Raw genomic sequence first — 21,670 nt, 5'->3', positions numbered from 1 at the left:
ATAAGGATCAAATAGTTTTTGATAATTGAGATAAAAGCTTATTTTTGCAGCCGCTCCTCCGCTCAGAGGGGCGGTTTTTTATTTTATCTAACCATATTTAACACTGTAAATCTTAATGAGACAATACGAGTGTACTTTCATCGTCGATCCCGTTCTGTCAGGTGATGAAATCAAAGAGACAGCTCAGCTTTACGTAGAGCATTTGAAAAACAACAAATGCGAGATCGTAAATGTTGATGAGTGGGGTATCAAGCAATTGGCTTATCCCATCAACCGTCGCAGTTCTGGAGCTTACTTCGTAGTAGAGTTCAAAACTGAGGAGGTAATTGGAAATTTGATTGAGGACCTAGAGTTGGCCTTCCGTCGTGATGACCGTGTTTTGCGTTTCTTGACTATCAAGTTGGACAAACATGGTGTAAAATACAATGACGACAAGCGCAACGGTTTGATCGGTAAGAAAAAAGAGGAGAAAGAAGAGTCTGCTGAGAAGTAGTCTAATTCTTTTTAGAATCATTCATTTATTCCAATTTAAAATTAACTTGTTATGGCAAGTAGAGAAGATATCAAGTTTCTGAGCAATCCTAAAATTGGCCAAAAGCGCAAAAAATATTGTCGCTTTCGCCGTTACGGCATCAAGTACGTAGATTACAAAGATGTCGATTTCCTTATGAACTTCATTAACGAGCAAGGTAAATTGCTACCTCGTCGTATCACTGGTAACTCAATGAAGTACCAGCGTAAAGTGGCTACAGCTGTTAAGCGTGCTCGCCACTTGGCTATGCTACCTTATGTAGCTGACTTGATGAAGAAGTAATTGATTAAAGAAGATTGTTCAAAACTGATCCTGTTATGGAAATTATCCTTATCAAAGACGTAGAGAACCTAGGTTATGCCAACACTTTGGTGACTGTAAAGCCTGGCTACGCTCGTAACTACCTCATCCCCCAGGGATTTGCTATCGTTGCGAATAAAGAAAACAAAGACTCTCTAATGGAGCAAATCCGCGAGCAAGAAGCTCGTTTGGCTAAGATGACTGCTGAAGCTCAAGAATTGGCTGGCAAAATTGAGGCGGCTACGCTTCGCATTGCAGCTAAAGCTGGAACTAGCGGAAAGATCTTTGGTTCTGTTACTTTTGTACAGATTGCTAATGCACTTAAGGAAAGCTTTGGTCTAGAAGTAGACAAGAAGAAAATCAAAATGCCTGAGGAGGTAAAAATGTTGGGTAAATACAATGCGATCATCACTTTGATGAAAGATGTACGTGCTACAGCTACTTTTGAGGTATACAATGATGATCCCAATGCTGTTGTTGCTGATGAGGTCGTAGACCAAACTGAAGCAGCTGCTGAAAATACAGAAGAAACTGCAGAGTAATTTGTTGTTCTTCGCCTAAAAGGTCACTACTTATATGGGGTAGTGGCCTTTTTTTTTGGCAAAAAAGGCCCAACTGCTTCAAATGAAAATGGTTATCTTGGCCTTCCAAAACTAGTTGATTTTTTATATGAATCTTTGCATTGACATTGGCAATAGCCGCTCGAAGTTGGCGGTTTTCTCTGAGGATGGAGAGTTATTGCAATTAATAACTAGAGAGCGCTTTAGCCAAAGGAAGTTGGATAAGGTTTTGAAAAAGTATCCGATTCAGCAAGCTATACTCTCTTCTGTGCGCCGACGCAATAGTCGGATTGAGCGGCAGCTCGGTAGTCAATTACAACATTTCATTCGGTTAAATTGGGAACTTCCGCTTCCTATAGAAAACAGCTATGCCACCCCAGAGACCTTAGGTAATGATCGAGTTGCTGCTGTAATTGGAGCGAATAAATTATTTCCGGATTCAGATATTCTCGTTATTGATGCTGGGACTTGCATTACTTACGATTTCATTACAGCTAAAGCTAATTACTTGGGGGGCAGTATTTTAGCGGGGATAGAAATGCGTTTTGCTGCGCTAGAGCATTTTACGGCTAAGCTTCCATTGGTCCAAAGGATAGATTTGGATCAGGAAATAGGGAATACCACTTTTAGTTCTATACAAACCGGAGTGCAGTCTGGTGTCGTTTACGAGATGCAAGGCTTTATTGCCCAATACCAGAAAGAATATCCTGAGTTGAGGGTATTGATTACTGGGGGAGATGCCGATTTTTTTGAAAAGCGCCTGAGCAGTCAACTTTTCAAGGTGCCCAATCTGGTCCTCATGGGCCTCAATCAAATTTTAAATTATCATGTGCAACAACACACTGCCGACTAATGCAGTCTGCTGGGCTTTTGCCCTCCTTTTTTTTAGCTCTTCTCTTTTTGCCCAAGATTATACCCGAGCCAATTCGCCTTATTCTCGTTTTGGCCTTGGAGATCTTTATGGTAACCAATTGCAAGTTGTGCAGAGCTCTGGAGGAGCCTTTAGCTCAACCTTTAATAGCATTTGGGAAGTAGACCTTACCAATCCTGCCTCTTTAGGGCATCTTCGAACCACCGCCCTTGAAACGGGGATTTATTATAAGCGCTCAAATCTAAGCGAAAAGGCTTCTGGCCTTTCTGCTACAGCCAATGATGGAAACTTAACTTATTTCTCTATTGCATTTCCTATCACTCGAGTTTGGGAGGCAGAAACAGATAGTCTCCGTAAAGGAATTCCAATTCAGTGGGGGATGGGCTTGAGTTTACTCCCACATAGTGCTATGGCTTATGATGTACGCATTTTACGCTCTGATGCTCAATTTGGCGATATTGAGTATCAATATGAAGGAGAGGGGACGCGCTTTAGAGCCAACTGGTCCAATGGATTTAAATACAAAGGACTTTCTGCAGGGGTAAATTTGGGCTACCTTTTTGGTAACTTTTACCAAAATAGCTATATCGACTTTCAGGATAGTGTTTATACCTTTGGTTATGATGAAGAGTTTCAGTTAGAAGAGAATGCTTCTGGACTGCTTTGGGATGTTGGTTTGCAGTATGAACATTTCTTTTCTCCTTTAGATGATCAACCTCTTCTTTTTGAAGATTTACGTTTAACGGTAGGGGCTTATGCTAGTGGAAGTAGCAATATTCAGCTACTTTCTCAAGAAAAAGTTATTCGCTATGGCGCCATTTATGCTCGAGACACCATCATTAGTACAGAAGATGCTGTGAGCAGTATGCAAATGCCATTAACTTATGGTTTTGGTGTTGCTTTAAACAAAGGCTTGCATTGGCGTTTGGGGCTAAACTTTGAGCAAAGTCTTTGGTCTTCTGGCTTTTCGCATAGTAACAACAACATTAAAATGGAGGATAGCTATACCTTTGCATTGGGTGCAGAGTATACGCCAGACTACAAAACTAGACACTTACTCAAGCGGGCTAGATATCGTGCGGGGCTCTTTTATGGAACAGATGCACGGAGCATAGAGAGCGGAGGTAATGACTATCAGCTCCAGAAGTATGGCATAGCTTTTGGCTTGGGACTTCCCATACAGCCTCTAAAATCGCCATTGCTGGGCCATGTACAACTAGGCGTAGAATATGGATTTTTGGGACATAGCGAGCTGATCAGAGAGAATTACTGGCAGTTTAATCTGGCCTTTACACTTAATGATGGTAGCTGGTTCCGTCGTTCTAAGTTTAGATAAAACATTATTCGCAAAAGCCTAGTCTAAACAAGAAAAAAGCTGTTTAAGCTGGCTTTTTTGGAGCAGATTTTTGTTCAACTCTTTAGAATGTTGTTTTTTGGGGCCGCTGTCCAAATCTGCAGCGGACAGGCGGCGAAGCCGCCGCAGGCTGAGGGATGGAAAGTGGTGCGGCGAAGCCGCAGACCGAGCCAGCTTGCTGGCGAAGGGCCGAGCAGCACTGCGAGCCACGACACAGCCCGACCCGAGCCAAGCGAGGGGCAGCCCCAAATAGAAACCCGCTAAATAAAGAAGAATAAGGGCCTTGCCCTTAGCTAACTAAAAAGAAGCTATATTATGAAATTGCATCCAAAAAAAATGATGAAGTGGGCCCTCTTCCTAGGGCTAGGGCTCTTTAGCCTGCAAACGGCTTATGCACAAGATGCTGCAGCCGACAATAATTGTACAACCTGGGAGAGTTATCCCAAAGGTCGAAAAGCGGCCCGCCAACAGCACGTAATTTATCGCGATCGATTTAATCAACAGCAGTATAAGGAGGCTTATCCTATTTGGGAGGAGCTTTTTCAGTACGTGAAGGCACCCAAAGGAGCAGAAACTCGCCACTTTGAGGATGGGGGCGTAATGGCTTTTTATTTTGCTGGACAAGAAACTGATCCAGAGAAGAAAAAAGAATGGTTTGAAAAAGGCAAAGCCCTTTATGACCAAAATGCTGCCTGTAATGGCGAAGATGCTTTGGTCCGTGCTTATCAGGCCTATTATATGTATGCCAATCAGGCGCCTATGATGGAAACTATCAAGGCTTATGAGCGCAGTTTGGAGTTGGGCAAAGACAAAGCGCCAGCGATGATTATGACCCCTTTGGCTACGCTAACCGTCTATGCGTTCCGCTCTAATGTAGAAGGCATTGATGACGAATATATGCGTAAACTTTATGCAACTTTGGAGGAATTGACCAAAAAGAACCCCAAAGATGATTATAAAAAAGCTTGGGCGGAAGTAGATGCGCAGTTTGAGCCGATCAAAGATGCTATTTTTGGTTGTGCTTACTATACCAAAATCTGGCGCCCCAAGTTTGAAGCAGATCCTCGTAACCAAGCGCAGAATACCGAAATCTTGACTGTAATCGGTAAGAAATGTGGTGGTGAAGATGAGTTTTACTTGGAGGTTAGAAAGGCTTTTGAAGAGGTGGCAGATAGTATTGCTGCGGCCAACTTTGATAAAATCCTTAATAATGACACGACTACTGCCTATACCAAAATTTTGATGTACCGCTCTAAAGGCGCTCGTGAAAATAGTGAGGAGCTCAAGAATAAAGCCTGGGAGTTTTATCCTGACGCTATTGATGGAGAGGGCTGGGTAAGCGATGAAGTAAAAGCAGATTTGGCTTATCGCTATGCAGATCGTCTTTTCCGTGCTGGCAATTTTGGTTCTGCTCGTAGCTATTGTCGCAAGGCTTCTAAATTCCGCCCTAATTGGGGAGAACCTTATTTGCTTGTAGGTATTATGTACGCTTCTAGCGGTAGCCGCTGCAGCGCTAAAGGAACGGGCTGGGATGCTCAGATTTGTGTTTGGCCTGCCATTGACGAATGGGTGAAAGCTAAATCTGTGGATTCTTCTGTAGCCGCTAAGGCCAACAAATATATTGCTCAATATAGCGCCTTTATGCCAACTAAAACGGAGATCTTCCAGCGTCAACTCAAAGAGGGAGGAAGCATTAAGGTACCTTGTTGGATTCAGCAAACTACAACTATTCGCGGACGCTAGATCGCACTAAAGTTTTGAATTTTTACTAAAGAGTCAACTGCTAACTGTAGTTGGCTCTTTTTTAATGTATATAGAAAATGAAAACAGTAACGAAGGCCAATTTGGGCCTACAATTGGCCGTAATGCTCTTTGGTGGAGCAGGTTTATTTGCTCGATTTTCAGGCTTATCGGCTAGTCAATTGCTGCTGGGGCGCACTTTTTTAGCCGCCTGTTGCCTCTTCTTTTTTTTGCCCAATGCCTATACCCTAATTAGAAAGAATTATAGCCTGAGTCTGCGTTTAGGTGCTCTCTTGGCCCTGCACTGGTGGTCTTTTTTTATGGCCATACAAGAGGGGAGCCTGGCCCTAGGCGTAATTAGCTTTGCTGCATTTCCTTTGTTTACGGTTCTTTTGCGGCCCATAGTTGGCCAAGGAGCTTGGTCGCCTAGCGATATGAAGCGCTCGCTTTGGCTGCTTTTAGGTGTTTTTCTACTGCTTATTCCCTCTCTAAAAGCAGGCGATTTATTATATGTGCAAGCTTGGGGATGGGGACTTTGTTCCGCCATTTCTTTTGCCTTATTGAGCTGGACCAATAAAAAAGCTTTAATGCAATTGGATGCTAATACTCTCGCTTTTTTGCAAAATTTTGGGGCCTTTCTGTTTGCTGCCTTTTGGCAACTTGGCTGGCTAGAAAGTTGGCCTAGCCGCCCTTTGCCCTACCTTTATTTACTCTTGTTGGGCCTCGTATTTACCGCCGCCGCTCACTTTTTATACATTTGGGCCTTGGGCCGGCTACGTACCGAACAAGTTAGCCTAATGGCTAGCCTAGAACCCATTTACGCCATCTTTTGGGCCATGTTGCTATTGGGCGAATATCCAAGGATAGAAGAACTCTTTGCCGCCTTTTTTATCCTAGGCGCCATCTTTTGGCCCAGAAATCGTTTAAAAGAAAATTAGAGGAGGATCTTTTGGGGCTGCCCCTCGCTTCGCTCGGGTCGGGCTATGTCGTGGCTCGCTGATCGCTCGGCCCTGCAGCTTTTTCGCTGCGCTCAAAAACTTTGGTCTGCGGCTGCGCCGCACCACTATCTATCCCTCAGCCAGGCGCTTCGCTCCTCTGCGGCGGCTCCACCGCCTTCCATTTTGGTCCAAAATGTGACAATAGCCTAAACACCAAAATGGCAACTACTTACATCTTACTAATAAGACTATTAAGCCCAAAGGATTCCCCACTAACAAAAAACTACCCACTATGAAAATTTTTCATTTTTTCGTCTTTGGGCTGCTGCTCACTTTTGGCGCAGTCCAAGCTCAGACACCATCCCTAACGGCACCCCTAGTAGAAAAATCCCGACAACAGACAGCCGAACCCAAAATTCAAATTGCGCTCCTACTGGACGCCAGCGGCAGCATGGACGGCCTAATTGAACAGGCCAAAGCCCAACTCTGGAAAATTGTTAATGAATTGGCCCGTAGCCGCAAAGATGGCAAAGCCCCAAATATTGAGCTGGCCCTCTATGAATATGGGAAAGATAATCACCCTAGCAAAAACGGCTACTTACTACAACTGGCCCCACTCACTACAGATTTGGACCTCGTTTCCGAAAAACTTTTTGAAATTCGTACCAATGGCGGCTCTGAGTATTGTGGTTGGGCCATAGAAGATGCCCTCGATAATTTGAATTGGTCAGATCGAGACGAAGATCTTAAACTGATATTTATTGCTGGAAACGAACGTTTTACGCAAGGACCAAAAAACTATAAAGCAGTTTGTAAAGCAGCCGTAAAACGCAATATTGTCGTCAATACTATTTTTTGCGGCGCCTGTGAACAAGGCGTACAATTATTTTGGAAAGATGGAGCCGATCGGGCCGAAGGTAAATACCTTTGCATCAATCAAAATGAAAAAATTGCTCATATCGAAGCGCCTCAAGATGCCGAAATTCTTCGCCTCAACGATAGCCTTAACCGTACTTATATGAGCTATGGAGGAAGCAAAGGAGCAGAAATGAAAGCTCGCCAAAAGAAACAAGATATGAATGCCGCTAGCTTTAGCCTAGCCGAACGCGCTATCTCCAAATCTTCTGGCGCCTATAAAAATTCAGCTTGGGATGCAGTAGATGCCTATGAAGAAAATGAAGATGCCATTTTAGAAGCCGAAGAGGAAACCCTACCCGAGGAGCTTAAAGGCCTAGATAAAGAAAAGCGTAAAGAGGTCCTAGAAGCCAAAATGAAAGAAAGAGAACGCATTCAAACTCAAATTCAGGAACTAAGTAAGCAGCGCTCTACTTACATTAGTGAGGAACGGAAAAAACAAGCCGCAGATAAGGGCAATAGCCTCGATGATGCCATGCTCAATGCCGTTCGCGAACAAGCCACTAAAGAGGGCTTCATTTTTGAGAAATAAAGTCTGACCTTAAGGTCTCCCCCAAAAAGAAGGGCTACCGAATCCTCGGTAGCCCTCTTTTTTTGCCCAAATTATTGCTCAAATTGAGCTAGGGCCTCAATATATTCTCGACTATTGGATAGGCGGGGCACTTTGTGTTGCCCCCCATATTTTCCTCTCGATTTTAACCAAGCATGGAAACTCCCTTTGGGTAAAGTATGCAACTTTAAAGCTTGTAAAGCCAAGTTTCGATATCGTTTTGCTTCATAATCAGAGTTGAGCGTTTGTAGCGTTTGGTCCAAATCATAAGCAAAAGCCGCCAAATCACTGGGTTCCTGCTCAAATTCTATCCACCATTCATGTCCCCCCTTATCCTCTTCCAAAAAGATGGGACCAACGGTATATTCACTAATCCGTGCACCCCATTTTTCACAACAAATCGCTAAAGCTTTATCTGTATTCTGGACCATCACTTCCTCGCCAAAAACATTGATGAAATGCTTGGTTCGCCCACTAATTTGTATGCGATAAGGTGCCAAACTCGTAAAGCGAATGGTATCGCCAATCTGATACCGCCAAAGCCCCGCATTACTGCTAATGAGTAAAGCATAATCTTGGTCCAATTCCACTTCCGCCAAACTCAAAACTATTGGCTGAGCCGAACCCAATTCATCTAAAGGCATAAACTCATAATAGACCCCATTGTCCAATAACAACAACATATCCTTATTCTTGCTATCGTATTGGCTGGCAAAATAGCCCTCAGAAGCATTGTAGTTCTCTCGATATTGGACCTTTTCCGAGGGCAAAAAGCTTTTAAATTGCTGCCGATAAGGCTCAAAACTAACGCCCCCATGCATATAGACCTCAAAGTTGGGGAAAACCTCCAAAATATTCGACTTGCCCGTAATTTCTAGCAATTTCCGAAAGAGAACAATGGTCCAAGTAGGCACGCCACCAATAGTCGTCAGGTTTTCTCGACAAATTTCATGGGCCATCAATTCTATTTTTTGCTCCCAATCTTTCATCAAGGCTGTTTCCATAGAAGGCGTATAAAAATACTTGCCATAAAAAGGCATATTGAGTAACATAATGGCCGAAATATCACCAATTTGACTCTCTGGAAATTCTGCAAAACGCTCTAAGCTTCCTCCCATGATCAAACTTTTGGCATTGGTCATTACCTGCGTTTGTGGCTGGCTGTGATACCAAAGCGCCAAGGCATCATGACTCCCCTGCAAATGACATTTTTTGAGGTTTTCCATAGAAACAGGCAAATATTTGCTCTTGTCGTTGGTTGTCCCCGAAGATTTAGAAAACCAAGAAGTTTGCCCTGGCCAAAGCACGTCTTTTTGGCCCAACATCATTTGCCGAATGTAAGGTTTTAAGGCCTCGTAATCCGTTAAAGGCAGCTGCTTCTGAAAATCTTTATGTGTTTTAATATGTTGAAAACCAAATTCTTGCCCCCATTGGGTCTGTTTTGCTCGGGCAAGCAAATGATTTAACCATTGCTGCTGTACTTCATGCGGATGCTGCATGAAATAATGAATTTTTTTGGCCCGAAATGAAAATGCAAAACGCACAAGACTATTCAGTATCTTCATAAATTTCTTTTTAAATAGGCTTTTGGGGCGTTACTCCTTGCAGTCGTCGAACTGCGACTTTCAGCCTTGTTTTCGCTGCGGCTTTGCCTTGCGGCGCTATGTTTCAGGGCTCGCAGGTCTGCTCGACCCTTCGTTTTTTCGCTATGCTCAAAAACTCGGTTTGGCCTTCGGCCCCCCTTTCACATCGGTTACTCCCTTTGGTCGTCGAACTGCGCCCAAAAGGCTTGTTGTGGCCGGCTCGCTGCGCTCGCCTCTACACGCAAAAAAGAGATGGATAGATGAAGCGGCTAAAATAGTGAAGTTTTTGGCTTTTTAGTCTTCTTATAGAGAGAATAAAAAGTCTTTAAGAAATGCCAGATACTCTCTGGGCAGTTGATTGAGTAGCCAAAGAAAGGGGGTAGGCGCAGCTTGCTCCCGAATATTTTGGAAGCCTTTTTTTTGGGCCAAAAAACGAGCGCGCTTTACATGATAGTCACTACTGAGCAGAATCGTGGGGGCCGTTTTTAATTGGGGAAACTTTTGGGTCGAAAAATCTAGATTTTCCTGAGTAGAAGTAGATTGCTCTTCTTGGTGAATACGTGTTTTGTCTAGTCCTCCTTGGACCAAATAGTTTTGCATAGCTTGGGCTTCGCTTAACGGCTCATCTGCTCCTTGTCCACCTGATAGAATGAGCTTGGCCTGAGGGTAGAGTTGGGCCAATTCAAGGGCTTTGTCTAGGCGGTAGCGCAATTGATTTTTGGGGCTTCCATCTGCTCGAACGCCAGCACCAAGGACCAATATATATTCAGCTTGAAAATCTTCATTTAAAGGTTGATAAACGCCATTGACTAGCCAAAAACTAAAGCCTAGCCAAGAAGCAAAGCCCAAACTAAAGAGCAAAAAATAGAGTTTGCCCCAATTGGGCCAGTGCTTTAAAATGCGTTTTCCCCAGCGGAGAGCCAAAAGTAAAAAGACCAAAAAAGCCAGGCCAAAGCTTTGGCCAAAAACAATAAAAAGGGGAATGGCCAGCAGGCCAAAAATATCCCAGCGATCGAAAGACATCAGCAGTTGTTTTGCGTGTAGAACTGGGCGAAGCCCAGTAGGCCCAGCGCTGCGCAGCCGTGGCCCGAAGGGCCAGACCCAAGCCGCCTTAGGCGGCTGCAGGGCCGAGCGAAGAGCGAGCGGCGAAGCATAGCGGCGGCCGCCCCACTAATCAGGGCGGCCGCGGGCCCAAAAAGAAAAAGCTAGTACTAAAAATAGCACTAGCTTTTCATAAACTTATAAAAGAAGAAGGATTAAAGTAATTCTTTGACCTTCGCTTCAAGTTCGGGGCCACGGAGGCCATCGGCATAGCGGAGCACGCCATTTCTATCGAGCAAAAAGGCTCTGGGGATAGAATTGATACCAAATTGGCGGGCGACCAAGCTGCTCCAGCCGCGCAATTCGCTCACATGATAGGGCCAAGCGAGTTGATCTTGTTCGATGGCTTGTTTCCAGCGTTGGTTTTGTTGTTCCATCTGCATTTTGAGCATATCGCCTTTGCCTTTAAAAAAGGCCATTTTGCGGTCATCGAGTCCATCTAAAGAGACGCTATAGACGGTAAATCCTTGGTCTTTATATTTGTTATAGGTGCGCACCAAATTAGGGTTTTCGCGGCGGCAGGGACCGCACCAGCTGGCCCAAAAATCGACTAAAACGACCTTGCCTTTAAGCGAGGAGAGGGCAATTTGTTCTCCATCGGGATTGGGCAATTTGATTTCGGGCATAGGGTTGCCGATGCCAAAGGGTTGTTGTTGTTTCTTTTGGGCGGTAAGTATAATGCGATTATTAAATTCGCGGGTATAATTCCAGTTTGGATAAACTTTAGTGAGTTGGTCACGCACCTTTTCGTAGAGAGGCAAGTGCTTGTTAATATCTAGGCTTTCAACGATAAATAGGTTGACTAGTGCTTGTTCTTCTGTTTTATCTTGTAGGTATTTTGCTCGATCTTCGGGCGTAGCTTTGGCCAGAACGAGTTTATTGAGTTCGCTAGAGAAGGGGGAGCCTTCGATATTTATGCTTGTGAGTTCTTTTTCATTGACTTTGGCGGCAATTGTTAGGGTTTCATTTCCTTTTAGGGCTAACCAAATATATTGGGCGCCAAAGCGGAGGCGAAGAATATTGGGGTGGTCTAATTCTGCTTGGATAGAAAATTGGCCTTGTTCGTCAATTTCTACAGAAGAGAGAGATTCAACGCTATTGGTTCCTCTTTGGTCCAAGAAGATTTTGGTGTTGGGGGCTACGCCTTCAATTCTTCCACTAATTTGGATGGGTAAGCCTTTTTCTTTTTCGGGCTTATTATTTTGCGTTTCGCTAGTTTGAGGATTGTTATTGGGGGTTTCTATTTCTACTGCGGGGCTATTTTCGCCACCACAGCTGGCTAAAAATAGAAGGATGGCGAGCAGGCTGCTATGCAAAAAGAGTTTATACATAATTTGACAAATTATTTAAGTGGTCGCTAAAATGAAGTAGGTTATTTAAGGTCTAGGGCTTCTTCCCAAAGATCTAGGGGGAGCGCAGCATATTGCTGGAGGAAAGTTTTTGTATTTAGGGTTTGGTTATTTTTGGTCATTTTATAGGCAAGTTCTCGGAGGATTTCGTTTTGGAGTTTGGGGCGCAGTAATTGGCCTGGCCAAGAGCGAAGATAGAGAATTAGTTGTTCTTGAAAGTAGTTTGGGAGGGGACTATTTTGCTTTAAAAAGTCTTTTAGTTGTTTAATATCCCAGTTTTGGTCGTACCAGCCTAGTTCGGCAAGGAGGAGTTTAGTTTGCCATATTTGGGCAAAGAGGAGGGCTTTTTCTTCCGTTTTATTTTCGGCTTTTAGTTCGAAGAGGTTGGGGTAGGGGAGAGCTTGAAAGGGGGATAAGATAAGGCTATCAGCCTGAACAGTATTTTTTTGGAGTAGGGGGGCTAGGGGGAGTAAGGCATTGGGCCAGGCTATTGTTTTGGGAAGTTTTTGGAGGCCTAGTTGTCCATTTTTAGAATAGAAAGGAGGTAAAAAGAGGCTGTGGACATTATTTGCAGGCCAATGGGGTAGACTATCTAACCGGCCTTTTTGTTTTTGGAGTTGGCTCCAATAGTTAGGGTTGAGGCTATTACTGTCTAGTTGGGCTAATTGGGTATAGAGGCTATCGAGTTCTTGTTGAAAGAGAGAGAAAAGGAGTTCAGTTTGAACATCTGTTCCCATTAGTAAAATGAGTTGTTGTCGAAAGTAATTTTTTTCAGTAGGATTGGCTTTTTGGCAGATAGGAAGTGCTTGCAAGCATTTCTGGATGCTATCAGGAGTATTTTTTTGCAACCACTGTTTTTCTATAGCTAAGAGTGTGGTTGAATCAGGTGGGCAATAATAGGGTGTTTGTAAAAAAGAAACACTGCTAGGTTTGGGGATTATTTGGGCCTGAACATGTCGCTGAAGCAGTTGAATATTAAGTTTTTCTTCTGCCTCTAAAGCGGAGATTTGCAAGCTATCTTGGCTATAATTTTTGGCCCAATTTAGAAAAGCTGGAGATAGATTTTTACTCTGCAGACTATCTTTATAGGTTTGCATAAAATATTGGGCAGCAGCTCTTTGAGCTTTGTTTTCTTTTCCCCAATATTGAGAAGAAAACCAGCTTTCTTGTTCTCTGGAACCATAGAATTGCAAAAAGATCCAAAAGCCAAGGCCTAGCAGGGCTAAAAAGGGAAGTATGCGTAGCAGTATTTTGAGAAAGTTGCGCATGCTAAAAACGTTTTGATTGGGGTGGGGTGTTGGATGAGTTTATAAACAAAGAGGCTGTTGTTTAGCCTGTTAATTTGCTTAAGGTTCTTTAGTTAGCAAAACGGTTGATAATCTAGTCTAATATCCGTTAACAAAAGGAGCAAAACTAAAGTTTAGGGACAAAAAAAGCCCCGAAAAACGGGGCTTAGTGCTTATTATGAATACAATCAATCTTAAAACCTAGACAATGAGGCCAGCAATGAGGGTAAGCAGCATAAGTAGGCCGCCTAGCGTCCAAGTTACCTTTACTAGGATGTCGCCTGATCTAGAAGCGCCCATAATTTTTTGGGCTTCTTGAGTACCACCAAATGCCGAGTTGAGTCCTCCTCCTTTAGGATTTTGGACCATAACAACGAGAATAAGTAGCAATGCAATCAGGGCGATGAGGATAGTGAGCAGTGTCATAATTTATATCTTACTATTAGTAGGCTTCTAATGGATAGACTTCTCTTCTTAGAGAGAGAGTTCTTTAATCTTCTCGGCAAAGAAAAGACTTTTTTTAGGAAATTTCAAACTTAGGCGCTGGTACATTGCAATTGCCTCCGCTTTTTTTCCTTGTTGGGCCAAAATTTCTGCTAGACGTTCAGAGGCTAATTGATTATCAGCTAATATACTTTGTTGGATATCTTCTTCGAGCTGTTCAGAGTTCGTCTTTTTTTTCTGCTTGCGGTTGGCTCTTAGGTCAATCAGTTTTTGATCAATTTTGTCCAAAAACTCTTGGGTGTCATCCTGCTCTTGGGCAGCTACCTCAATATGTTCTGGCTGGGGCAATTGCTCATCGCCAGTAATAATATAGCCATCTGCGGGTTGTTGGTCCTCCTCTTGAAGTTGGTCGAGCAGGGCTTTTAATTTTGGAAATCTCAAGAACTTAAAACGTTTTTTGCGGTCTGGAATTGGAATTTCGCCTATAGGTTCATCTTTGGGCAAGGGTTCACCTAGAGCTTCTGCATTTTCTTGCAAAAACCGCTCTAGCAAAGATTTTCCTTGCCTTGGATGAATGTTGTTTTGGGGCTCCTCTTGAAAAGGGCCTTCTACATACTCTCTCATAGGCTACGCTTGCTCTGCAATTTTAGGCCTTTTGTTAAAAGTTTGCTACGCAAACCTTTTATTTTTGGATCATAAAAGGCAAAAAGTTGCTGCTGTCTGTAATAATTGCGGCCTTGGTTTTGGCCCAACTTAATAAGGAGCAAGGCCCGAAGTAAACTAGAACTAGGATAGTTGAGCAAAAGCTGCTCAAGTTCTTCGTAACTAGTCTTTTTCAAGGCTTCTGGCTCTGCAATAAGTTGTTGGAGTTGCTCAGCAGTCATGTCTTAAATGTTTTGGGAAGTAAATTAGCTTTAAAAACAGGCATGCTTAGCAACTTCAAGATGGTAAATTTACAAAATAAACTTTTTGCCAACAAATTGCATTTTCCCCATTTTTAAATTGTAGGTTATTTGCCTAAAGCTACTAAAACATATTGCTAAAAGAGCGCAGAATTAGGGGCTATTAAAAATTGCAATCCCAAAAAATAAAACAAAAAAAGCAACTCCCTAAAAAAGGAGTTGCCTAGTTGTTTCTATCAGTTAGCTGTGCTAACTATATTAGAAGATGTTGTCGTTTAGTAGTCATAACCACCACGACCTCCGCGATCATAACCGCCACGACCTCCACGGTCGTAACCACCACGTCCGCCACGGTCATAGCCGCCACGATTGCCGCCACGGTTGTTGTTACGAGGACGCTCCTCACGGGGACGAGCTTTCTTAACAACGATAGTGCGCTCATGGAATTCGGTTTCGTTCAAAGCGTCGATAGCAGCTTGTCCGTCCTCTTCATCGGGCATTTCAACGAAGCCAAACCCTTTCGAGCGGTCCGTTTCACGGTCCATAATGATTTTTGCAGAATCCACAGTACCAAACTGTGCGAACAGCTCTTCAAGCTCTTCAGAAGTAGTTCTGAAGTTCAACTTCGCTACGAAAATGTTCATAGAAAAAATATTAAATAGAATGAATAAAATGTAATGTAAGAGCTTTGCGGCCTAGGGCCCAAGACCAAAACAGGGGAGATAACAACAAAAGAAAAAAGGCACTCACAAAAGCTAATACAACACTTATTACAACCTAATTTTTACCTTATCGTAGCTTACCAGTTTGCCGGTCAAAGCAAAAGCGTATGCACAAGATAGGTTTTTATTTTTGGTCTGTCCAACTTTTTTAGCTTTCTTTTTGTAAACAAACAAAGTAAGTCATACAATCGACCCAATCCGCCTGCTCTTGTACTATATTTTGTTCCTCATCAAAAGCTGGCCCCGTTTGTAATTTGCTGATTTTTAATGGAATGTTTTCTAGCAATAACTCGAAATCTGCAGGCGTATAACAACGCAAAGATTGCTGATAAACTTCTTCAGGACTATTTTTTAGCCACCATTTATCTATTAAACGGCAGCCAATAGGATCAAACTCATGCCGACGAATCCCCAACTCAAAATCATATTCTTGTCCCCAAGCTTGGCCCGACCAATACCAACTCGCACCCACCTCTATCACGATTAAACCATCAGGCGCCAACCAATTATACATTTTTTGGAGCAACTCTTTTTGCTCCAAATCACTGCCTATCCCAAAACTATCAAAGTAGCAAATGAGATCGTAATAATTTTCAGGCCCTTCCCAATCATAAAAATCAGCCTGAATGATTTGTAAACGACTTTGCGCCTGCTGCTCCGCCAATTCTTTGGCCCAATTTGCAGAACTTTCCAAAAGTTCTACCATATCTACCTCATGCCCCAATTGCGCTATCGCCAAAGCCGTTTGTCCACCACCTCCCCCCAATTCAAGCACTCTTTTTTTCCCATTGAGCTCTGCCAAGTCTTGCAAACGCTGCGCTCTTCGATGATCGTCTTCTGAAACCGGACCCAAATAAACGCCCAGCCAATCATTCTGCTTTTTATAAAATTCGGCTACCCAATCTCGCATTTTATAATTTAACGGTTTTAATGACTAATCCTTTTTCCAAATCCAACTGATAAATTTGAAGCTCCCGACTACGCACATCTATTTTCCAATCATTCCCCCGCGCAGCAGTTGCCAATAACTGATGCTTTTTACCCAAACTATCTAATAACCAAAAACGCCTTTGCTCTTCGGCCCGACTCCAAACCAAAATTTGGCCCTCCAAAAAGTCTTTGTGCATAAAATTGTAGTCATTTAATATATGCGGCTGATAAGCATAGCCATTAAAACGCCAAGAACGCTCATCCGCAAAATCTAAATGCTGAATCAAAAAACCTTCTGCATATTCCCCCTCTGCCAAATCCAATTGCGCTAAAAGATCATATTGCTGGCCTTTCTCCTTATTATGTATCCAAAGTTGAGGCAAACTTTCCGAAACAGCCGATTTTTTAGACAACAAACTTTTTCCCTTGCCTACCAACTGCTCTTGCCAATAAATGTAATTGATTAGCTCATAGCCCGTAAAGTAGTTGCAAATTTTATGAATGCTTAATTTTTTCTGGGCGTCCATGCTACCGTTTTTTTATTTTTTGAAAATTGCACCTTAGCATAAGGGTTTTATTTTAATAATTTAAATAATCCCGCCTCGTATTTAAATTGCTGGCGTTCTTCTACCGACGGACAACAAAGCGGATCCGCTTCCTCAAAATCGCCATAATACATTTGTAAACGACCATCCGCAAATAAACTATCTATACGCTCCACAGATGCCCCCTTGCGCAAAATACTCGGATCATCTAATACCGCAAAATCTCCTTGCCCATCCGAAAGAAAAACCAAAAGATGCACCGCTGTCGCCTGGCTTTTTCCTCCATCACACTGCAAAAGCGGCACATTGGCCACCGCATCCATAATTCCATCGCCATTTATATCCGCTTGCATCCATTTAGGCGCCAAATCTGCCAAACCTGTATTGCAAGCCTCTTCGCCCGCCTCAATTTTTTTCATCCAAGTTTCTGGATTACAATCGGATTCCGGACAAGCTTTTCCCGCCGCAAATTGCGCCTCCATCCATTTTCTATACTTTTCATCTATGCCTTTTTGTTTTTTGGGCTGCTCTTGCTGGCTGCTGTCCGCACTTTCTTGCTTTACTGGTGTCGCTTTGGGCTGCTCTTTTTCCTGACAAGCCACAAAAAAGCTCGCTAAACTCAATGCCACTAAAAATAGACTCGTTTTTTTCATGAGGATTTTTTTATGATGGGAATTTTTTGGGGCCCGCGGCCAGCAAAGCTGGCCGCCGCTATGCTCCGCGGCTCGCTATTCGCTCGGCCCTTCGCAAAAAAAACAAGTTTTTTTGCTCGGTCTGGCCTGCGGCCACCGCTGCGCAGCGCTGGGCCAATCTTTGGCCTCGCCAATCTTTTTCGCTAAAAGCTCGGCCACTTTTCAATTTAATCATTTTTCGGGGCCGTTTTTCTCTTCAACTATAATTTTCTCATTTTTTTAGTGCAGCCAATAAATGGCCGCACTTTTTTTTGGGCCCAAAAAAAGCGGCAGAAAAAAAACATTTTTTTCTGCCGCCCCCTAATTGAAAGCCGTTAATTGAAAAGGGAAGACTTTTGCCCCAAGCCCCTAAAATCTAATAAATGAAACCGCACTATTTTTATCTAAGCTTCTTTTTGCTCCTGTTTTTTTCTAGCGCTTGTCGTTTTCTATACGGAATTAAAGAACGAGCATTTGATGAAGAAGAAATTGCCCAGTTCGCCGCTAGTTTCGAGCCCGATGAATCCATTATTCTAAAAGATAATTTATACAGCCTATATTATTATGCTATAGATAGCTGTAGCGATTCGGCAACGGTCAAAAATTTATTTCAACCACTACAGGTCCATTATTTTGATGCCGATTTAAATTATTTGGCGGGACATATCAATTGCTATGCGCAACCTACTTTAACTAAACTCAATTGGTCGGCTCATGGAAAGTTGGATCAATTTCCTCCAAACTCTGATATTGATCCTAAAAATTGTATGGCTGGACTAAAACTTTTGCTAAAACCCTATCCCCTAAAAACAGAAGAAAAATATTATGTGCTAATTTTTTGGAACCTCTGGATGAAAAAACAATCTAAACACCTCATTCACACAGTTAAAAAATATATGGCAGACAAAAATTATAAGCTGCTGCTCATCAACAATGATATTTTGTATGCGCTGGAGGACTGATTTTATTTTTTGACCAAAATAGCAGCCTGTTTTTCACCTTAGCTTTTTTTTGAACTGAAAAAAATCAATGCCTTTTGATCCTAGTTGCTAATTGAAAGCCGCTATTTGAAAGGGGGATTTAAGGGCCGAAGAGAAAAGACCAGAGAAAAAACTAAAGTTGTGCGGCCTAGCGATGCGCAGCAGTGCGGCGTAGCCGCAGACCCAGCAAAAAAACTTGTTTTTTTGCGCAGGGCCGAGCGAACAGCGAGCCCCAAAGCGTAGCGCCGCAAGGCGAAGCCGCAGCGGAGGCCCCAAAAAAGAACAAAAAAAAAGCCAAACTTAAAAAAGCTTGGCTTTGAGGGCTGTCCTAAAAAACGGAGACTTTATAAATAAGAAGCGGCGGCAGTGCTGCTTGTTTTTTGCATTTGGTAGCGCCCAAATAAGGAACGGGCTTCAATTGGCGAGCCTAGTTCGAGACAACGCAAATTTTTGGAGTGAAAAATATGCTGCCCCTCTGTTTGCCAGTTAATATCGAGTCGGCTGTCTTCTAACTCTAAACTTTGGCGAAGGTTGCGAAGTTCTTCGGACCAAGGAAGCTTGCTATTCCAACTCACCAAAAAAAGTGGGCTACTATTTATTGAAGTAGAATTTTGAGTGAGTTGCTGCAACTTTTGTTGGCTGAGCGGCTCTTTTTGATTGTTGGCCAAACAAAGCAGGCGAATTTGCGCTTGGGTGTCAATCAAAACGGGCGCAAACCCCCAGTTACTCGAATCGATCAACAAAGGGCGATGACTATAAACGGTAGAAGTTTCTTGCGCTAAATCATATTTATAGGCATATTTTTGATCGAGCAATTGCAAACAACTATTTGCGCTTTGGTCGGCTTGCAGATAGAGTAAATCGGCCTCCAAATTGGCCAAGTTTTCTAATAAAATCGTTTTTTCTTCAGGAGAAACTTTTTTGAGATCAAGCTGTAAGAGTTGAAAAATGGGTTCTTGCTGCTGTGCAGAGGCGTAGTAAAAGCTATCGCTACTTCCTTTTAGAAAATAGCAAAAACAAATACAGGCCAGCCAAGATTGCAACATAAGATAAGGTCGCTTGAAAAAAAGAAAAATTCCGCCAAGGAGAAAAAGCCCAAACATAATGCTTAAGCTTTCGGCAGCAATTTTTTGTGCAAAACCAGAATCGCCGGGGAAATAACTGATGTACAGTAGGCTCATCATGGCGCCCAAATAAACAAGCTGCAGAAAGGGCTGCTTCATGCTCAAATTCATAGTAGTAGTGTATTTTTTTTGAATGGTAACTATTTAGCTGCGAAAAAGGCGCCAAAACAGTAGAGGGGGATAGAAAGCCAAGGTGTTTTTTTATGGGCTCATTTTTAGTAACTCTTCTTGTTCTTGCTTTCGTCTGCAAAGAAACGGAAGAAAAGCTATAAATGTGATGCGATTTTTTTGCTGAGGTCACAATTAGCAATTACTTAATAAGCTTAGGGATTGAGGCTTAATGAATTCAGTGAACAATAATTGTCTTTACTCTTGAAGGTTGATTCGTTATAGTTTCTGCTTGTTTTTTTTGATAAAAAAGGAAGTCGGCCAAAAAATGGTTAATTATTATTCTATTCTTATAAGAAGACTATTTCTAAATGAGTTCAATTTTAACGGCTCTAGTCAAGGCTTTATTTTAAGGAATCTATATCGAACTCGCCATTGCTTTTTGGTATCTTGCGGCAAACAGCTATAAAAATCATGTCAGCGCGTATTTATTTTGCTTCAGATATTCATTTGGGAGTAGCCAATTCGGCAAAAAGGGAACGACAATTTGTTCGTTGGTTACAAACTATTTTAGCAGACGAAGAGGCTGAAGCCTTGTATTTGGTCGGCGATATATTTGATTTTTGGTTTGAATATAAAACGGTGGTGCCCAAAGGTTTTTTGAGAACTTTGGGAATATTGGCGCAATTGGCCGATCGGGGAGTAGTTTTACATTTATTTACGGGTAATCATGACGTTTGGATGTTTGATTACTTTGAAAAAGAATTAGGTGCAAAAATTTATCGTGATCCAATTCAAGTTTGTTTGCAAGGCCAAAACTTTTTGATTGGGCATGGCGATGGCTTGGGGCCAGGCGATCATGGCTACAAATTCATCAAGAAAATTTTTAGAAATTCTTTTTGTCAGTGGTTATTTCGCTGGTTGCATCCAGATATTGGAGCGGCTTTAGCGCAATTTTTTTCGCATTCTAGCCGAGCGGCCCAAGATGGTCCCCAAGATTTTTTAGGCACTGAAAAAGAGTGGTTAATTTTATATTGCCAGCGAAAAAAAGAGAGTTGCCCAGCAGTTGATTTTTTTATGTTTGGCCACCGACATTTGGCACAAGACCTGTGCTTAGATGAAAGTGGTCGCCGTTATATTAACTTGGGCGATTGGTTTTCGCAGCCCACTTTTGCTTGTTTAGAAGATGGAAAGTTGCGTTTGCATTATTTTGAACATCCGGAGGGCTTAGCAATTTTGCAGCCGCAAAATTTGTCCGAGCTTCCGACTTAATCCCTTTTTATGCGCCATTTTTTTCTGCTCTTCTTTTTTTTCCTCTCTTTTTGGGCTCAGGGCCAAGAATTACTTTGGAGCATTCCGCAAAAAAGTAGTTTGATTCGCCTCGATCATCTGCAACAACTATATATAGTATCGGCGGATGGCAAAAAAATAGACAAATACGATGGCGAGGGCCAAAAATTATACAGTTTTAGCCAAAACAATCGGGGCGCAATTCAAGAATTGGATGTGAGTAATCCGTTTCAGCCCCTTATTTTCTTTTCCGATTTTCAAGAAGTTTTATTGTTGGACCGCAGATTGGGCCAAATGCAAACCCTAAGTCTCAGTGATTGGGATTTATTGCAGGTAGATGCGCTTTCGGGTAGTTCGGACCAAAAAATTTGGTTGTTCGATGCAATTGACTTCCAACTCAAAAAAATGGGGCCCGATGGCCAAGTTTTAATCGAAACGGCCGAATTATGGTCCATTTTGCGAGATGATTTTTTGCCCAGCCGTCTTTGGGAGAGCCAAGATAAATTATTGCTTTGGGAAGAGGGCCGCGCTTTATACCTCTTCGATTTATTCGGCAATTTTTTGCGCAAAATTCCTTTGCCCGATGCGCGCAGCATACAACTCACGGGCCCTTATTTATCTTGGTTGGATCATCAGCAGTATTGGCAGCGCATTCATCTTCAAAGTTTTCAGCAGCGAAAAATTGATTTAAAAAAGTCGGGCATTCCCACAGAGGGCCTCAAAGCCTTGCGTTATCAGGCTTACCGTTTATATTTGGCCTACGAAAATGAAATACGAGTGTATCGTTGGGAGGAATAATTTTTTATTTTTTGGGGCAGCCCCTGCGGCCTACGGCCTTGGGTCGCTATGCTGCAGGGCTCGCAGGTCTGCTCGGC

Annotated in this window: 23 protein-coding genes; 11 read left to right on the top strand and 12 right to left on the bottom strand. The window is 42.7% G+C overall.

All coding sequences use genetic code 11. The features are described from left to right. Positions 1–115 precede the first annotated feature (115 nt). From rpsF to PPO43_RS02995, 8 genes are all read left to right on the top strand, one after another. The gene (rpsF, locus tag PPO43_RS03030) at positions 116–493 is read left to right on the top strand and encodes a 30S ribosomal protein S6 (RefSeq protein WP_272620322.1); all 378 of its coding nucleotides are present in this window, start codon (positions 116–118) and stop codon (positions 491–493) included. Between the two features lie 51 nt (positions 494–544). After that, positions 545–814, top strand: a complete 270-nt coding sequence (gene rpsR / locus PPO43_RS03025; RefSeq protein ID WP_336298913.1) for a 30S ribosomal protein S18 — start codon at positions 545–547, stop codon at positions 812–814. Between the two features lie 35 nt (positions 815–849). After that, positions 850–1,374 (top strand): 50S ribosomal protein L9, encoded by a 525-nt coding sequence (gene rplI / locus PPO43_RS03020; protein WP_272620321.1) that lies wholly within the window; start codon positions 850–852, stop codon positions 1,372–1,374. A 127-nt stretch (positions 1,375–1,501) separates the two neighbouring features. Continuing rightward, positions 1,502–2,245, top strand: a complete 744-nt coding sequence (locus PPO43_RS03015) for a type III pantothenate kinase (protein ID WP_272620320.1) — start codon at positions 1,502–1,504, stop codon at positions 2,243–2,245. Further along, on the top strand, positions 2,220–3,599 hold the full coding sequence (locus PPO43_RS03010; RefSeq protein WP_272620319.1) for a hypothetical protein: 1,380 nt from the start codon (positions 2,220–2,222) through the stop codon (positions 3,597–3,599). The genes PPO43_RS03015 and PPO43_RS03010 overlap by 26 nt, the downstream gene beginning before the upstream one ends. Before the next feature lie 333 nt (positions 3,600–3,932). Beyond that, positions 3,933–5,360, top strand: coding sequence for a hypothetical protein (locus PPO43_RS03005; protein ID WP_272620318.1), 1,428 nt, complete (start codon positions 3,933–3,935; stop codon positions 5,358–5,360). 77 nt (positions 5,361–5,437) lie between these two features. Next, positions 5,438–6,295 (top strand): DMT family transporter, encoded by an 858-nt coding sequence (locus tag PPO43_RS03000; RefSeq protein WP_272620317.1) that lies wholly within the window; start codon positions 5,438–5,440, stop codon positions 6,293–6,295. Between the two features lie 292 nt (positions 6,296–6,587). After that, a complete protein-coding gene (locus tag PPO43_RS02995; RefSeq protein ID WP_272620316.1) occupies positions 6,588–7,742 on the top strand; it encodes a vWA domain-containing protein in 1,155 nt (384 codons plus the stop codon). A 71-nt stretch (positions 7,743–7,813) separates the two neighbouring features. On the opposite strand, the gene PPO43_RS02990 is transcribed toward PPO43_RS02995, so the two are convergent. The 11 genes from PPO43_RS02990 to PPO43_RS02940 form a co-directional block, all read right to left on the bottom strand. Continuing rightward, positions 7,814–9,325 carry a GH3 auxin-responsive promoter family protein gene (locus PPO43_RS02990; protein ID WP_272620315.1) on the bottom strand — a complete coding sequence of 504 codons (1,512 nt, stop codon included), beginning with the start codon at positions 9,323–9,325 and terminating at the stop codon, positions 7,814–7,816. A gap of 321 nt (positions 9,326–9,646) precedes the next feature. Beyond that, positions 9,647–10,366 carry a YdcF family protein gene (locus PPO43_RS02985; RefSeq protein ID WP_272620314.1) on the bottom strand — a complete coding sequence of 240 codons (720 nt, stop codon included), beginning with the start codon at positions 10,364–10,366 and terminating at the stop codon, positions 9,647–9,649. Between the two features lie 233 nt (positions 10,367–10,599). Next, on the bottom strand, positions 10,600–11,775 hold the full coding sequence (locus PPO43_RS02980; RefSeq protein WP_272620313.1) for a TlpA disulfide reductase family protein: 1,176 nt from the start codon (positions 11,773–11,775) through the stop codon (positions 10,600–10,602). 41 nt (positions 11,776–11,816) lie between these two features. Further along, the gene (locus PPO43_RS02975) at positions 11,817–13,061 is read right to left on the bottom strand and encodes a hypothetical protein (RefSeq protein WP_272620312.1); all 1,245 of its coding nucleotides are present in this window, start codon (positions 13,059–13,061) and stop codon (positions 11,817–11,819) included. Positions 13,062–13,280: 219 nt separating this feature from the next. Continuing rightward, positions 13,281–13,505 (bottom strand): preprotein translocase subunit SecG, encoded by a 225-nt coding sequence (gene secG, locus PPO43_RS02970; protein ID WP_272620311.1) that lies wholly within the window; start codon positions 13,503–13,505, stop codon positions 13,281–13,283. Positions 13,506–13,553: 48 nt separating this feature from the next. Continuing rightward, positions 13,554–14,147: a hypothetical protein gene (locus PPO43_RS02965; protein WP_272620310.1), complete on the bottom strand. Its 594-nt coding sequence runs from the start codon at positions 14,145–14,147 to the stop codon at positions 13,554–13,556. Further along, positions 14,144–14,407, bottom strand: a complete 264-nt coding sequence (locus PPO43_RS02960) for a hypothetical protein (protein WP_272620309.1) — start codon at positions 14,405–14,407, stop codon at positions 14,144–14,146. Before PPO43_RS02960 ends, PPO43_RS02965 begins: the two co-directional genes overlap by 4 nt. A 293-nt stretch (positions 14,408–14,700) precedes the next feature. Continuing rightward, entirely contained in the window at positions 14,701–15,069 is a 369-nt protein-coding gene (locus PPO43_RS02955) for an RNA recognition motif domain-containing protein (protein ID WP_272620308.1), read from the bottom strand. Positions 15,070–15,295: 226 nt separating this feature from the next. Further along, positions 15,296–16,057, bottom strand: a complete 762-nt coding sequence (locus PPO43_RS02950) for a class I SAM-dependent methyltransferase (protein ID WP_272620307.1) — start codon at positions 16,055–16,057, stop codon at positions 15,296–15,298. A 1-nt stretch (position 16,058) separates the two neighbouring features. Continuing rightward, complete coding sequence (locus PPO43_RS02945) at positions 16,059–16,604, bottom strand: hypothetical protein (protein ID WP_272620306.1); 546 nt, start codon at positions 16,602–16,604, stop codon at positions 16,059–16,061. 47 nt (positions 16,605–16,651) lie between these two features. Further along, positions 16,652–17,275, bottom strand: coding sequence for a hypothetical protein (locus PPO43_RS02940; RefSeq protein ID WP_272620305.1), 624 nt, complete (start codon positions 17,273–17,275; stop codon positions 16,652–16,654). Between the two features lie 401 nt (positions 17,276–17,676). On the opposite strand from PPO43_RS02940, the gene PPO43_RS02935 reads away from it, so the two are divergent. Then, the gene (locus tag PPO43_RS02935; RefSeq protein ID WP_272620304.1) at positions 17,677–18,255 is read left to right on the top strand and encodes a hypothetical protein; all 579 of its coding nucleotides are present in this window, start codon (positions 17,677–17,679) and stop codon (positions 18,253–18,255) included. Positions 18,256–18,617: 362 nt separating this feature from the next. Here PPO43_RS02935 and PPO43_RS02930 read toward each other — a convergent pair whose 3' ends face one another. Next, positions 18,618–19,508, bottom strand: coding sequence for a hypothetical protein (locus tag PPO43_RS02930; RefSeq protein WP_272620303.1), 891 nt, complete (start codon positions 19,506–19,508; stop codon positions 18,618–18,620). Positions 19,509–19,979: 471 nt separating this feature from the next. Here PPO43_RS02930 and PPO43_RS02925 point away from each other — a divergent pair, with 471 nt between their 5' ends. Beyond that, positions 19,980–20,777: a UDP-2,3-diacylglucosamine diphosphatase gene (locus PPO43_RS02925; RefSeq protein ID WP_272620302.1), complete on the top strand. Its 798-nt coding sequence runs from the start codon at positions 19,980–19,982 to the stop codon at positions 20,775–20,777. A 9-nt stretch (positions 20,778–20,786) separates the two neighbouring features. Then, positions 20,787–21,593, top strand: coding sequence for a hypothetical protein (locus PPO43_RS02920; protein WP_272620301.1), 807 nt, complete (start codon positions 20,787–20,789; stop codon positions 21,591–21,593). The last annotated feature ends 77 nt before the right edge of the window (positions 21,594–21,670 follow it).

The sequence above is a fragment of the Saprospira sp. CCB-QB6 genome, assembly GCF_028464065.1.
Classification (GTDB): domain Bacteria; phylum Bacteroidota; class Bacteroidia; order Chitinophagales; family Saprospiraceae; genus Saprospira.
This window is presented reverse-complemented; position numbering and strand designations above follow the sequence as displayed.